5 protein-coding genes are annotated in these 16,870 nt (G+C 30.1%); all 5 read left to right on the top strand.

Annotation, left to right across the window (positions count from 1 at the left end; translation table 11 throughout):
• The first annotated feature begins 317 nt into the window (after positions 1 to 317).
• The 5 genes from K7H06_RS13710 (at position 318) to K7H06_RS13690 (ending at position 16,803) form a co-directional block, all read left to right on the top strand.
• The gene (locus K7H06_RS13710) at positions 318 to 4,961 is read left to right on the top strand and encodes an S-layer homology domain-containing protein (protein ID WP_223036604.1); all 4,644 of its coding nucleotides are present in this window, start codon (positions 318 to 320) and stop codon (positions 4,959 to 4,961) included.
• 332 nt (positions 4,962 to 5,293) lie between these two features.
• Positions 5,294 to 5,803 (top strand): DUF6036 family nucleotidyltransferase, encoded by a 510-nt coding sequence (locus tag K7H06_RS13705; protein WP_223036603.1) that lies wholly within the window; start codon positions 5,294 to 5,296, stop codon positions 5,801 to 5,803.
• Positions 5,796 to 6,134 carry a hypothetical protein gene (locus tag K7H06_RS13700; protein WP_223036602.1) on the top strand — a complete coding sequence of 113 codons (339 nt, stop codon included), beginning with the start codon at positions 5,796 to 5,798 and terminating at the stop codon, positions 6,132 to 6,134. The genes K7H06_RS13705 and K7H06_RS13700 overlap by 8 nt, the downstream gene beginning before the upstream one ends.
• Before the next feature lie 220 nt (positions 6,135 to 6,354).
• The gene (locus tag K7H06_RS13695) at positions 6,355 to 10,632 is read left to right on the top strand and encodes an immunoglobulin-like domain-containing protein (RefSeq protein ID WP_223036601.1); all 4,278 of its coding nucleotides are present in this window, start codon (positions 6,355 to 6,357) and stop codon (positions 10,630 to 10,632) included.
• A gap of 156 nt (positions 10,633 to 10,788) precedes the next feature.
• Entirely contained in the window at positions 10,789 to 16,803 is a 6,015-nt protein-coding gene (locus K7H06_RS13690; RefSeq protein WP_223036600.1) for a GLUG motif-containing protein, read from the top strand.
• The last annotated feature ends 67 nt before the right edge of the window (positions 16,804 to 16,870 follow it).

Raw genomic sequence — 16,870 nt, 5'->3', positions numbered from 1 at the left:
TAAGTAATAATATAGCTGTTTTATGAAAGTTTTTTTATACTTCTTCTTTTCTAAATTAAATTATAACTCTTCAGAAGGTTTTGTAGTTGTATTATTTGCATTTATACAATATAACTTTTAGAAAGTCAATAGATGAAAGTGTTTATTTAAAAATCTTTAAGATTTCTTTAAATTGGAATATGGTAAATTATGATAAAATTACTAATATATAAAAGTAAAATGATTTTTTTTATATTAATTTAACAGATTAAGGGAGGGACAAGTGTATTTTTTAGTCGATTAAATATGCAATTTTGTTATGAAAGGAGTTTTAAGTTATGGTATCAATGAAAAGACTCCTATCATTATTATTAATTATGCTAATGATAGGAACAGCATTGCCAAATACAGCCTTTGCGGTAGAGGTATCTACAGACGTAGCATCCATAGGGAATGCTTTAAAAGTAACGATAAAACAAGATGATAACTCCGTTATTGAATCAGGGGAATTTAAATTGTTTAAAGATGTAACAACTGTAGGGGAATTATTAGAACATCTTAATAAAGATCCTAATGCTAAATGGTGTGTGAAAGATTGCTATGGTACCATCAAAAATAATGATGACACTCTTACCTATACAGAAGATAAAAGTGAACACTGTGACCGGTTATGGGTTTGTAAAGACAGTATTTATACACCTACTGCTTATGATGTATACAATATTATTTTAAAAGAACCTATTTCTAATGAGGTAACTTCTGAGGAATTAGATATAAGTCAGATTATGGACAAAGAACTTTTTAAATGGGTTGATGCAATAAAATCAGATGATGATATTTTCAACGATAATCGCAAGGAAATTACACCATTGACAACAGTTAAAGAATTAAAAGCTTATCTTGTTAAAGCTCCTGAAGCTACTTGGGTTGTTAGAAATAAGGATGGGGATCCAAAAGCAGACGAAGACTTACTACAAAACAAAGATATTCTAGCTGTAACTGGAACAGCTGGGACAAAGGAGTATGTTATCATATTAACTTATGACCATCTCATATATTCTGTTCAATATAATATTGACTATGATACAACATTAGTTCAATCAAATTCTAAGAAAATTACTGAAAAAACTACTGTTGGGAAATTGAAGTCAAATATTATTCTTATGGATGGTGGAACGATGGATGTATATCGTGGAGAGAGCCTTTTAGCTGATGAGGATCCTTTAATTGATGGGGATAAACTAAAGGTTGAAGGAGAAATACTCGATCAGTATGGCTTACCAGCACAAAAAAATGAGGAATATACTATAAAAGTCCTAAAAATACCTCCTGTACCTGAATTAACAGTGACAGTAGCTCTAGGAACTTCTGTGGGTTCAACTAAGGCATCTATAACAGAAAGTGCAGCAGCAAAATTTATAGTGAATATTACGGATACCACTGTATCTACACCAAGAGAGGGTGATCGTGTACCAGTTAGTGGAGCGTATTTAATAGATAATTATACATCTGGTGATGATGTTATAAAGGGAGTAGCAATAGATCGATACATGCAGGTCTATAGTGTAGATACAAATGGAAAGATCGTTGGATTTTATCAAAAACAGCTTCAAAATGAAGATATAAGACCAACTCCTACGGCAGATAGCATAGGCATCAATGAAGGGGCTACACATATAGCAACAAAGAATATCACATTAAAACTATCAGCAACTCATGTAGCACAAATGATGATCAGTGAAGATAGTAGCTTCACGGGAGCAACCTGGGAAGAATATGCAACAAGCAAAGAATTTACGTTAAGTGATGGAGATGGAACAAAAACAATATACATTAAATTCAAAGATGAAGTAGGGAATGAAACAGCAGTCATAAGTGATAGTATTATTTTAGATACTCAAGGACCGACAGGGACAAGGATGAGTATAGATGAAGGTGATTATACAAATAAAAGAAAAATTCATCTAACCATCCATGCAGCGGAAGCAGAAAAAATGATGATTAGTCAGAGTGAGATTTTTGAAGGATTATCTTGGGAATCGTATAAAGAAACAAAAGAGCTTACTTTAAGGGATGAAGAGGGAACTAAGACTATCTATATTCAATTCAAAGATAGATTAGGAAATGAAACAGAAGCTATTAGTGATAAAATCTTATTAGATACAAAAAAACCAGGTGAACCAACAATTAAAAGAAATCCAGACAAAGATTTATACAATGATGATTATATGATTACACTCATTTCAGGAGAAGATTTTGAATCGGGAATAGAAAGAACTGTATACAAAACAGTATATGGAGAAGTTTATTCGAAATGGAAAACATATGAGAAACCATTTACCATTTCTCAAGAAGGAATAACAAAAGTTTTTGCAAAGACAATAGACAAAGCAGGAAATGAAAGTGATACTGTAGATACATCAGTGTCTATTAATAAAGATTTAGATACATTCTTAACGATTAAAACAGACCCAGATACAGATTATAGTAGTGAAGATTATACAATAACTTTAATAACAGAATTTAAAGATACTGTTCAAGATTCAGTTTATGCAAATGTATACTATAAGATAGATAATGAAGACTTTAAAGTATATGAAAAACCATTTACTATAATTAAAAAAGGACAAACAACTATAAAAGCAAAAATAACAGATGATTTTGGGAATGTTAGCGATGAAGTAACAAAAACAATTTATATCTTTAGTAAATCAGATGAAGATAATGATGGTGTTCCAAACGAAGAAGATAAGTATCCACTAGATCCAACGAATTCAGGAAGAGATACAGATAAAGATGGAAAAGATGATGCGCTAGATTTAGATGATGATAATGATGGCATAGAAGATACTAAAGATCCTTATCCATTAGATCCAACAAAACCAGAAAAAGTAGATAATATTCCTCCTATAATAAAACTAAAAGGAGAGAATATAATCACGATAGAACAAGGAAATCCATATATAGAACAAGGTTACATAGTAACAGATAATATAGATAAAGATTTAACGGGCAACGTAGAAGTAACAGGATTAGTCAATACAGATAAAGTAGGAACATATATTTTAACTTATATAGTAAAGGATCGTTCAGGAAATAAAGCGGAAATAACAAGGACTATCAAAGTAATAGAAAAAGAAACATCAAAAGATACTACGATAAAAGCAGATGATGAAGAAAAAATAGAAGATAAAAAAATAGAAGATGCAATAGATACGGCAAAGGAACAAAATAAAAAAGATATAACTATTAAGGTAGAAAAAGAAGTAACAACAACAAACGATGTAAAGGTAAGTATCAGTAAAAAAGAAGTAGAAAAAGCAAAAAAAGATGAGGTTGATTTAATATTTGAAACAAACAACACAGCCATAAAAGTACCTATGAAAGCAATAGATACAAGTTTAATGGGAAGTAATTCAAGACTTGAGCTAGTATGTGAAAATGTAGATACTAAAGATGAAAACAATAAAGAAATGGTAGAAGCAGTTAAAAATGCAAATGCTTCTATGGAAATATATGAAAACAAAGTATTTGACTTCAAAATGAAGGTAATAGAAGAAGATAAAGAAGGACATACATTAAAAGAAGAAGAAATCAAAAACTTTGCATCAAAAGAAGACATAACACTTAGAATCCTAATAGGAAAAGTAAATCAAAATACAGCATTGATGGCTTATTACTATAACCCAGCTACAAAGGAATGGGAATATGTAAGGGGTAGCTATGAAAATGGTTCAATCAAGATTTTGACAAACCACTTAAGCATATACTCAGTAATGACGCTAACACCAGAAGAAAAAAGAGAAATGTTAACAAAGCTTATTAATGACAAAGATATCACTATAAAAGAAGTACTAAATATCCTAGAAGATGAAGATATGAATTTTAAAGAAAAAGAAAAATATAATGCATTTAAGCAAATTCAAAAAGAAGAGACAGCAAAAAAAATCATAGACAATAGACCAAGTAAAGGGTATGAAAATTATGATGCATTAGAAAAAGAAATCAATAGTATTATAATTGAAATATATAATAGCAACAATGACTCAGAAAGCAGTTCTTCAAAAAATCATTCATCAAGTAAGAATAGTAGTAAAGAAAGTGATCAATCTATAGAAAATATAACAATTATTAAAGGAAAAGAGAATACAAAAATAAAAGATGGATCTTCACATTTATTAGAACCAAAAGACAAGGATATGCATATTAGAGGAAAAATATACGAAATAACATTAAAAGAAAATAAAGAAGGATTACTAAAAATCAAATACGATGAAGATGAAGTAATCAACGAAGATCATATAGCTGTATACAAATACAATGAGAAAATCAAAGAGTGGAAAAGTCTAGGTGGTATTGTAGACAAAGAAAAGAATGAAATAGCAGTAACGATAAAGAAAGCAGCAAAAATAACCATCATGGAATACAACAAGAAATTTACAGACTTAGATGGACACTGGGCAAAAGAAACAATAGAAATATTAGCATCAAGACAGATGATCAGTGGAGATGAAGAAGGAAAGTTTAGACCAAATATGGGAATCACAAGAGCAGAATTTGCTACTTTGATCACTAAGATGCTAAATCTTGAAATAGGAACAAAAGAAACAGGATTTGAAGACATAAAGATAAATGATTGGTATGCACCCTATATTGCATCTGCAAGAAGTGCTGGAATTGTATCAGGAGTAAGTGATACAAAGTATGAACCAAATAGAATCGTAACAAGACAAGAAATGACAGCTATGGTAGTTAGAGCCTATAAAAACATTGAAGATGTAAAAGTAGATATAGATACTATAAAGAAATTCAAAGATAACAATCAAATAGCAGATTGGGCGAAGAAAGATGTATATACAGCAAAACATCTAAAATTTGTACGAGGAAGAAGTAAAGAAATATTTGCCCCTACTAGTGAAACATTGAGAGGAGAAGCGGCAATACTAATTTATAGTTTATTAAAGGCAAGAGGTGAAATTTAAAGATATATTAAAGATGCGTCTGTCAGTTCCGTTATTTGGTTATGTATTTTTATGAAAACCGAATATAAAATTATATCATTTAAACGCTAGATTATTGTTTCTTCATAATCTAGCGTTTTTTCAGTAATTTAGGGATGTGTAAATTCACTATTTTTAAAATTTTTAAGATAGGTCAAATTGATATAAAATGATGTATAATTATAAAAATATCATAAGATGTTTTCACCAAGAAGTGACGGTGTAAAGAAGATTATTTTTTTAGGATATTTGTTTGCATGTGTGTTAGAATATAATTATATCAGACTCATAAAATGAAAGTAATGGTGATACGAATGCAAATAAGAAAAGAATTAGAAGAACGAATATATGAGATGGAAAAAGTAGCTCAATTATTTCATGTAGAATCTTTTAATATATATTTTTTGGGAGGGTCAGCATGTATATTAGGTGAATACAATGATCGAGCAACAAGGGACTTTGATTTTATAGATTTAAACTATTCTGCAAAATTAGGTAAAGTATTTGTACATCTTAGAGACTTCGATATGCTAGAATACAATAGTACGTTAATATCACCTAAGTATAAAGAAAGAGCAATTAAATTGAATCAATTTAAATATTTAAGTATATATATTTTATCGATAGAAGATATCATTGTTAGTAAAATTATAAGATTAGAAGAAAAGGATTTAGAGGATATAGATGTTTTGATTGAAAAAGCAGATAAAATGTTGATTAATCAGATTATAGATGAGGTCCTTGGTAGAAATGATTTATTTGATTCAAAAAAGAAAGGATTTATAGAAAAATTAGATTTATTTAAGGAGCGGTATCATGTATAGAATAGTTTGCGAAAGTTATTTAAATTATATGAAAGATTTTAATGAAAAGGATCATTACCGTTATGAACTTATGTTACCATTTAGCTTGTTAGTGAATTTAGATATGTACAAAAAAGAAAAAAGAGAACAGACTGTTAACTATAAAAAATTGGAAGATTTTATTTATTTTGTGAAAAATTCTATTCATTTCTATCCTAATTTCAAATCATTTTTATGGAGTTTAGAATCAAGAGGGATTAAAGGAGCATATTATGGAATATTGACAAAAGAAGAATTAAATGAGCAAATAAAAATAACAAATATGTTTTTGAAGCTGACTTATTGGAATTAATGAACGATGTTTTTTATTTAAAAGAGAAAATATAGATTACTCAGATGCTAGACCATTTATTTTAGGGTCTAGTTTTTTTATGAACATTTTCATTTGTTTTAAAATCTTTAAGATTTCTTTAGATTAGAAAATGGTAAATTATGATAAGATTTTCAAGAAAGAAACATGAACCTATTTTTTAGACAGATAGAGAAATAAATAACAAAAGGGAGGAAAAAGAATGTATAAAATATTGAAAAAAACAATGACATTTTTACTTGTATTAGTAATGATAGGAGGTGTACCAAACTTCTATATGAATGAAGATACAACTGCATATGCAGAAGGTATGAGTATTATTGATACAGTAGCAGGAACGGGTTGGAGTGGATATTCAGGAGATGGGGGTTTAGCTACAGCTGCCAAATTAGATGAGCCTATTGGAGTGGCAGTAGATAGTTATGGAAATATTTACATTGTTGATATAGATTCGAATTGTATTAGAAAGGTTAATACGAGTGGAATAATCACTACAGTAGCAGGAACTGGTGAAAGTGGATATTCAGGAGATAATGGACTTGCAACAGAAGCTAAATTAAATAGTCCTTATGCAGTAGCTATAGATTATGATGGAAATGTCTATATATCTGATAGAGGGAATAATTGTATTAGAAAGATTAATACGAGTGGAATAATTACTACAATAGCAGGAACTGGTGAAAGCGGATATCTAGGAGATGGAGGAAATGCAACAGAAGCCAAATTCAACAGTCCTAGTGGAATAGCAGTAGATAGTCATAGTAATATTTATATAGCAGATTCATCTAACCATCGTATTAGAAAAATTGATAAAAATGGAAAAATAAGCACAGTAGCAGGAAAAGGGAGCAGCTATGGAGATTTAGGAGATAATGGTTTAGCTACAGAAGCTACATTGAATAGACCATATGGAGTGGCAGTAGATAATGATGGGAATATTATTTATATAGCGGATAGTATAAATCGCCGTATTAGAAAGGTTAATACGAGTGGCATTATTACTACAGTAGCAGGAACTGGTGAAGTAGGATATTCAGGAGATGGAGAAGCTGCTACAGGAGCTAAATTAAATTTTATTTTGGATTTAGCAGTAGATCATAATGGGAATATTTATATTTCTGATAATGGTGCAAGACGTATAAGAAAGGTTGATACGAGTGGCATTATTACTACAGTAGCGGGAAATGGTGAATATGGATATTCAGGAGATGGAGGGGCTGCAACAGAAGCTAAGTTTAATGGTACATATGGAATAGATGTAGATAATGATGGAAATATTTATACAGCAGATACTTATAATTACAGGATTAGAAAGGTTGTTAAAGCAAATTCACCAACAGTGATTACAGATACTGCTACAGATATTACTCCAACAACATCAAAAGTAGGAGGAAATGTTATAGATCATGGAGGAGTAGAGGTAGTAGATAGAGGGGTTGTATATGCAACTCATACAAATCCAACTATAGCTGATACAAAAGTAGCCGTAGGAGCTGGTACAGGAACTTTTACAACAAACCTTACTGGACTAACTAAAAATACTACATATTATGTAAGAGCATATGCTAAAAATGCAGTAGGGATGAGTTATGGAGCTCAAGTAAGCTTTACAACTATTGAGAGAAAAGCAACAGCAGTAGTAGATGAAGGTTTAATAGAAGAAAATCTAAAAGGAAAAAACATAACGTTAACCCTCTCAGGGGATGTATTTGCACCTATATTAGATGAAGAAAAGTTTACTTTAAATAATGCACCAATAGGATTAATTATTAGCAATATCACAAAAGAAGATAATACTCACGCAAAGATAGTTCTTGATTATGATCATAAGGATTTTGATAGTAATATCACAAATTTCAATATAACTGTAGATGCAAATCAATTAGCTGGAGATACTTCATTAACAACAGAAAATATGACTATAACAGCGAATAATGATATAGAAAGTATAATCATTACAGATGATGGAAAGATCACAGAAGGAAGGGAAGATGGAGAAATTATTACAGTAAATATAACAGGTGGAAATTTTGTAAATTCTTTAACAAAGAATAATTGGAAAATAAATAATTTACCAGAAGGGGTTAGCATAGATAGTATAAATAGAGTGAATGAGACCCAAGCAAAGATTACACTTAAAGGAAACAGGACAAATAATTTTGAAAATAATATAAATTTAACAGTAACTTGTACATCTGATGAATATATAGAGTCTTTAGGAAATACAGATCTAACTTCAAATAATATAATTCTTAATGCTATGTCAGATGAAGATTCTATAGAAATAGACAAAAATGTATTAGATATTGGTTTTGGAGTAGAAAATGATAAAGAGCATGTAACAAAAAATATTACATTACCTACTAATGGAGATAATGGAACAAATATTTCTTGGAAATCTAGTGACGTAGATTATGTAAGTGAAAATGGAGTTGTAAAAAGACCATCATTCACAACTGGAGATGTTAATATTACAGTTACAGCAACTATTGATAAAAATGGTGTTAAAACTACAAAGACCTTTGAACTGAAAATATTAAAGCTATCAGCAACAGATCAAGAAGCTGTTGCAGAGGCGAAAGAAGAACTTCAGATTATTTATGCAGATGGAGATCATAAAGAATCAGTAACAAAAGATATGATTTTTTCTGCAAAAGGAAGCAATAAAACCTTTATTTCTTGGGAGAGTAGCAATGAAGACTATGTAAGCGTAACAGGAGCAGTTTATAGACCGAGCTTTACTAAAGGAAATGTAGATGTTACAGTTACAGCAAATGTTTATAAAAATGATGAAAAAGATGTAAAGACTTTTGAACTGAAAATATTAAGCCTACCAGCAACAGATGAAGAAGCTGTATCACAGGCAAAAGAAGGAATTCAAATTATATATGCAGATGGAGACAATAAAGAATCAGTAACAAAAGACATGAAATTCATTAAAAAAGGAAGTAATGAAACCTTTATTTCTTGGACAAGTAGCAATACAGACTATGTAACAGTTACAGGAGTAGTTTATAGACCAAGCTTTACAATAGGAGATGTAGATGTTACAGTCATAGCTAGTGTTTATAAAAATGATACAAAAGATCAAAAAACATTTAAGATAAAAGTACTAAAATTGCCAGTAACAGATAAAGAAATGATTATTCAAGCTAAGGAAGCTTTAAAGGAAAATAGTATTTTAGGAGAGAATAATAATTCAAAAAATATTACAAAGAACTTAGTACTTCCTAAAAATGGTGTTAATAACACAAATATTACTTGGAGTACAGATTCTACAGAATATATAAATATAAAAACAGGAGAAGTAACAAGGCCTGCATATAATATAGGAGATGTAACTATAACATTAGTAGCTACTATAAAAAAGGGAAATTTAGAGGAGATAAAAGAGTTTATTGTAACTATCAAAAAAGATGAAAAGCCTAAAGACAGTGGAAGTAGTTCTAATAATAAACATTCAAGTAATAACAATAATCAAGAGCAGGAGTCTGAAAAAACATATTTCAAAAAAGATGATATTAAAACAATAGGAGATCAGGCATTAGACAAATCTATGATATCTAATAAAAAGGCTATTATTTTTCTTGAAAATGAAAAAGAGGGTAAAGTTGAAATTACACTAGCTATTATAAAAGCATTAGAGAAAGAAAAGAAAGGGTGGACAATAGAAAATAGAGGAATTCAATTAGATTTTGCACCAAAGACATTACAAACAAATGCTTTGCAAAAATCACTAGAAAATAAAGATGAAAAACTAATCTTAAAAGTAGGTGCTTTATCAAAGCAAGAAATAGAAAAGATAGAAAATAATAAAGTATTAAAAGAAAAAGGATTAGAGTCTATAGGAAGTGGTATATTTGATGTAGCAGCACAAATGAAAAATACAAAAACGAATAAAAACAAAGAAATCAATTATTTCTTTGAACCAGTAAAAGTAACTATAGATTTATCTAATCAAGATTTAACGGAAGATGATTTTAAGAATTTAACAGGAGTTCGATACGAAAAGGATGAAAAAGGAAATGTGATACCAGTAAAATTAGGTGGTATTTATGATAAAAATACAAAAACTTTTACGTATTATACAGATCGACCTGATTTATGTAGTGTTGTCAAAGCAAGAAATTTACTAGAAATCGATTTAATGATTGATAAATTAGAAGGGGCTATAAATCATAGATCAAAGATGAATGACGTAGAGCCAAAAATTATTAACAATAGAACAATGATACCAATAAGATTTGTAGCAGAGAATTTAGGAGCAGATGTCAAGTGGATAGAAAAATCAAAAACTATTGTCATCAACTATGAAGGAAAAATATTCAGTATGGTAATTGGTAAGCCTATAGAAGGCTTTGATACCTCTGCAACTATTAGCAATAATAGAACATTAGTACCTCTAAGATATGTATCTGAAAAGCTTGGAGCAACAGTTATGTGGTTTCCAGGTGAAGATGGGGTGAAAATTATAAAATAATGAAAGGTAAAGGGTTGTCTCAAAATAATGGGATAGCCTTTTTATTATTTTTTTAATCTTTAAGATTTCTTTAGATTAGAATATGGTAAATTATGATAAAATTATCAAAAAAGAAACAGTAATTTATTTTTTTTTTGCAGCTAGGAGGAGGAAAAAATGAAAAAATTATTATCAATTCTTTTAATCATTAGCTTAATTTTGCCAACGACGTTTATGGGTTATGCTAATGAAAACACAAATTATCAAGAGTTTAGTGATATAGAGAATCACTGGGCAGAAAAAACTATAAAAAAGCATCACAAAATGGGGATGCTTAGTGGTTATCCAGATGGGACTTTTAAGCCAGATCAACAAATGAAAAGGTCAGAACTTATTACTTTAGTTAATAAATATTTTGGACTAAAGACAGGAGCTAATAAAAATTTTGAAGATGTAGTAGGAAAAGAATGGTATGCAAAGGAAACAGCAAAAGCAAAATATTATGGATACATAAAAGACTTAGAAGCTAGACCAGAAGAATTAGCTAGTAGAGAAGATGTAGTAAATATGATGAGTCTTATATTAGATGTGGAAGAAGAAAGAAACGTAATAGAGAAGAAAGGATTCAAAGATTTAGAAAATGTGGATGAAGAGGAAAAAGAAAAAATAGAGAGTTTTTCACAAATGGGATTTGTGAGTGGATATGAAGATGAAACCTTTAAACCAAAGGGTATAATCAACAGAGCAGAAATCATGACCATCGTAGAAAATATGTTGGGTTATATTGTAACTAGTCAAGAAGATATAGACAATATGCCACCGAGTGTTACAAAAGTTACAATCATAAACCCAAATATTATTATAGAAAACAAACAAATAAATGGAGATATTTACATAGCACCAGGGGTTCGTGGCAATGTCACTATTAAAAATACTAAGATAAAAGGACAAATAGATGTATCAGGAGGAACGGTTAAAAATCCTATAAAGCTAGAAGATGTAGAAGTAGAAAAGATAATCATTACAAAAGTAAAGAATGAACCAGAAGTGGATATAACAGGACATAGCAATGTAGGAGAAATAAAAACAAAATCAAAAGCAAAGGTAATAATAGAAGGAAAAACAAATATAGAAAAAATAAAAACACAAGCAGATACAAGTATAAAAGTATCAGGAGATACAAAAATAAAAGAAATTGATACAAAAGGAAAAACAAATTTAGATTTAGGAAAAGGAACAAAGGTAGAAAAATTAATCATAGAAAAAGATACAAAAGTACATACAGAAAAGGGAAGTCAAATAAAAAATCTAGAAGCAAAAGAAAAGCTAGAAATAAAAGGGCAAGGAACGATCAATAAAGCAGAAATTAAAAGTAAAAATGTAAATATAGAAAAAAGACCAAATTATGTAGAAGTAGATAATAATGCAGGTACAGTAAAAATAGATGATAAAGATATGAGTCATGAAGATGATGATACAAATAAACAAAGTAGACATCATAAAAATCATAGCAGTAGTGGTAGTAGTCATGACAATAGCAATAAAGATACAACAGCACCAAAATTTATAAAGGCAATAGCAGAAACAGGAAATCATGATGGAGAGATAAAAGTAACAATAAAGTTAGACGAAGTGGGAACTGTATACTACATAGTAGTAAAAGAAGGGGATGTAGCACCAAAAAATTCAATAGAGATAAAGAATAAAAATAATAAGATAGAAGTAACAAAAATAGATGATGAATTTGAAAAAGTAATAGAAAACTTAGAAGAAGGACAAAACTATACAATTTATTTAGTAGTAGAAGATCATAAAGGAAATTTATCAAGTATAGTAAGTAAAAAAGCAACAGCAAAAGAAAAAATAGAAACTGATACAAAAGCACCAGAATGGGCAACGGGTTATCCTTTTGCAACAATGAAAAGTAGCGAATTAGAAATAGAACTATTTACAAAAGTAAATGAAAAATCAACAGTATATTATACTGTATACCAAGAGGTATATGATAAGGATTTTACAGTAGATGATTTAATAAGCATAGGAAATAGCTATGATATAGAAGAAAATACAGTAGTAAAAAAAGTATACAATAGTGGAATACAATCAGGAAAAACTTATAATATATACTTAACAGCAGTAGATTATTATAATAACAAACAAAATAGTGTAAAAACAATAAAAGTATCAGAAATAGATACAACAGCACCTGTATTTACAAAAAAAGAAGTAAATTTAGGAGACAATAAAGGAGAATTAAAGCTTAATATAGAGACTAATGAACCTTCAACTATTTATTATATAGTAGTAGAAGATAAAAGTGCCAAACCAACTGTAGAACAAGTAAAGGCTGGAGTAGATTATAACAATATTACAGTGATAGCAAGTAACAATAAAGCAATTGTAAAGGATGAAGCAATTATTGGTCTTGAAGAAGGAAAGACATATAATATTTATTTAGCAGCAGAGGATGAAGTAGGAAATGTAACTGATGAAGTATCTAAAATAAGCATAGAAACAAAACCAAATTTAGGATTAGGAACAAAAGAAAATCCATATACAATATATAAGATTGAAGATCTAGCAAGTATTGGACGAATCAATCCTCAAACTAGTGAAGAATGGGGAGTAGATAAGCATTATATATTGATGAATCGTTTGGATTTTAATGATGATGCTAGTTATAATGATCCAAATACAAAATATTTTGGAGACATCAATGGAGATGGAAAGACTGAAGGATTAAAGGTAGAATTAATAACAAGTAATGGCTGGAATCCTATTAAGAAGGTAGCTACTCAAAGTGAAAGTGAAAAGGTAAATAAAATAAAAAAATGCTGTATAGAAGAATTTGGAGGATTTGATGGTTTAATTACTGAGGAGTCTACAGATGAAGAAGTTATAACTATATTAAAGAAGCTATTGTCAGAGAATATAGATATATCTGGATGGTCTGATGAACGAGTAATAAATATGGTAAGTTTAGAGCTGGGAATAGATTTTAGTAGTGGTTTATCAGGTGGCTTTGATGGAAATAATTTTGCGATAAAAAACTTATATATAGATAGAGATAGTGAAATGCAAGGTTTGTTTTTAATTCTTGAAGAAGGAGCTTGTATAAAGGATATAACCATAGAATATGCAGACATAAAATGTTCTTCAATTTCAGGGATATTAGCAGGAAGAATGACAGATACTCAAGTTAAAAATTGTATCATTAAAAATGCAAGTATTACACCTTTGGCAATGGAAGGAAGCAGAACAAGTTATATAGGTGGAATCAGTGGTATAGCAAAAAATAGTAAAATAGAAGATTGTACAATAGAAAATATAAGTATATTAAATGAAAAGATCAAGCATGTAGGAGGTCTTGTAGGAGACAATGAGGACTCAACTATAAGGGATTGTATTGTAAAGAATGTAAAGCTATTAGGAGATTCATATATTGGTGGTCTTGTAGGTGAGAATAAAGGGTCAATAGAGAAGTGTATGGTTACAGAAAATTCAAGTATAGAAGGGATAAAAAACCGTATTGGTGGTCTTGTAGGTTGTAGTGTAGGTAATGTAACAAATAGTAGGGTGAAAGATATTGTTGTAAAAGCTACTACAGGTTATAGCATAGGTGGATTTATAGGGCAGTTATTTGATGATTATGTCATTAGTGATTGTGCTGCAGAAAATGTAACTGTTATTGGTAGAGAAAATGTAGGTGGTTTTGTGGGCGAGAGTAATCTATATGATGGAGCTCATCCAACATATTTTATGAGGAACTATGTTACTGGAGAAGTGAAGGGGAGTAAGTTTGTAGGTGGTTTCATAGGAATGGCAACAGATAATAATTCTAATAAGATAACCAGATTTGACAGTTGCTATGCTGATGTAGAGGTACTTGAAAATACTGATGTTAATAGTGAAGTATATAATAAAATAAACGTAGGTGGTTTTGCAGGAGAATTATTTTATGTGAATATGACGAACTGTTATGCAGTAGGAAATGTGAATAATATGGCAGATTGTGTAGGTGGATTGGTAGGATGTATAAGAAATTATGCAGTCATCGAAAATGCCTATGCTTTAGGTGCAGTAGCGGGTAAAAGAAAAGTAGGTGGTTTGGTAGGCTATGTAGATGGGGATTATGGAGAGACGAATACAATTAGTATTGTTAATAGTATAGCTTTTAATATTAATGGTGTTCAAGGAACTGAAGGATCTGTAAATCGTATTATAGGCTTTAAATATGAAGGTGTGAATTATGAAAATTATGGAAAAAATTATGCTTATGAAAATATGATAGTGAAAGAAAATGGAGTAATAAAGACAGCAGGAACAGATACGAAACTTTGGGGAGAAGATATTGATTTAATTAAAGATCAAAACCGTCAACCTTTATCTAATTGGGATTTTGAAAATATTTGGGAAATCAAAGAAGGTGCAAATAGACCAACTATAAAAAATGTGGGAGATGATGATGGCATAGTTATCGTACCGGTGAAGGATACTACGAAGCCAACTATAAGTAATAAAATATTAATAGCAAGCGATGCAAAAGAAAACAGCATAACATTAAGCTGGGACAAAGCGAGTGATAATAAAACGGAAGCTTCAGCACTTAAGTATCTTGTATATTATTCTAAAGAAAATAATTTAGATAGTATAGAAAATATAGAAAAAGCAACACCAGTAGGAGAGTATGAATCGAATATAAATACAAAACTTATAACAGGATTAGAATCAGGTACGACTTATTACTTTAATGCAATTGTAGAAGACGAAGAAGGAAATAAGTCAGTATATAAATCAATAGAGACAAGTACATTAACCATTACTAAAATAGAAGTTAAAACAGAGCCGAAAACCGTTTATGGAGTAGGGAATAGCCTTGACCTTAGCAGTATTGTAGTGACAATTAGCAAGAGTGATCATAGTACTGAAGATGTATCTTTTGATAAATTTGAAGAAAAAGGCATAACAACTGTACCAGTGAATGGTAAAATTTTGAGCTTAGATGATAAAGAGGTTACAATAAGTATAAGTAGTGTAAGTAATAAATTTACTATAACAGTCAAACAACCACAAATACAAGGTTTTGGAATAAAAAGTGATCCATTTATAGTTCAAAGCATTGAGGATATAATAGCCATAGGTAGAGGAACGGGTGTTGATGGTATTAAAGATTATGGATTAGATAAGTATTATAGGTTAGAGAGAGACCTTGACTTCACAAAAGATTCTAGCTATAAAAATCCAGATGGTAAAGATTTGTTTGATATAGATGAGAATGGAAAAACAGATGAAAAGCTAAAAGATGCATTAACAAAAGCGGATGATAGTGATACTGGAAAAGGGTTTAAGCCTATAGGAGGATATTTTAAAGGAACCTTTGATGGGGATGGTCATACTATTAAGAATTTGTATATCAATAGAAACGATATGAGTTCTATAGGATTATTTAGTGCTACACAGAAACCTTCAAAAATATGTAAATTAGGTTTAGTAAATGTAAATGTTTCAGGACGCGGTAATGTAGGGGGTTTAGTAGGATATAATAAAGAAAAAGAAAGTATAGTAGAAAATAGTTATGTAACAGGGGTAGTTACAGGAAAAAGTGGTTCTGTAGGAGGTTTAATCGGGCGTAACTATCTTGGCACTATAAAAAATAGCTATGCAACAGTAAATGTTACAGGAAAATCTGATGTAGGTGGTTTAGTAGGGAATAGTTATATCGGTACAATAGAAAATACCTATGCAATAGGCACTGTTAAAGGAGAAACGAATGTAGGAGGTTTAGCAGGTGGTCTTAGTTTTGATAGTATAATAAAAAACAGCTATGCCACAGGAGACGTAACAGGAAATAAGCATGTAGGAGGCTTGTTGGGATTTAATGAGTGGGCTACAATAGAAAATGCAATTGCTTTTAATTCTGGTGTCAATGGGAATAGCTATGTAGGTAGAATTACAGATCAAAATAATGGCAAACTTATTAACAATTATGCTAATGTCAACATGTTAATCCAGATAGGAGAAAATCCTAAAGAAACTCTTGACAAAGGGAGTAATAAATTAGATGGTTCCGATATTACGGTGAATGATTTCAAAGCAAGTAGTCATGGTTGGGATTTTACATACACTTGGGAAATGAAAGCAGGATCAGATAGACCTACATTAAAAGGTGTAGGAGATGATGAAGGCAAATAAAGATGCCGTTAGTTTAGTTATTCAGTTATGAATAAAATCAACCTCTTATTATTATAATGATAAGAGG

This window comes from Crassaminicella profunda, from assembly GCF_019884785.1.
Lineage (GTDB): Bacteria > Bacillota > Clostridia > Peptostreptococcales > Thermotaleaceae > Crassaminicella > Crassaminicella profunda.
Note: the sequence above shows the minus strand (reverse complement) of the source record. Positions and strands in the feature narration are given on the sequence as shown.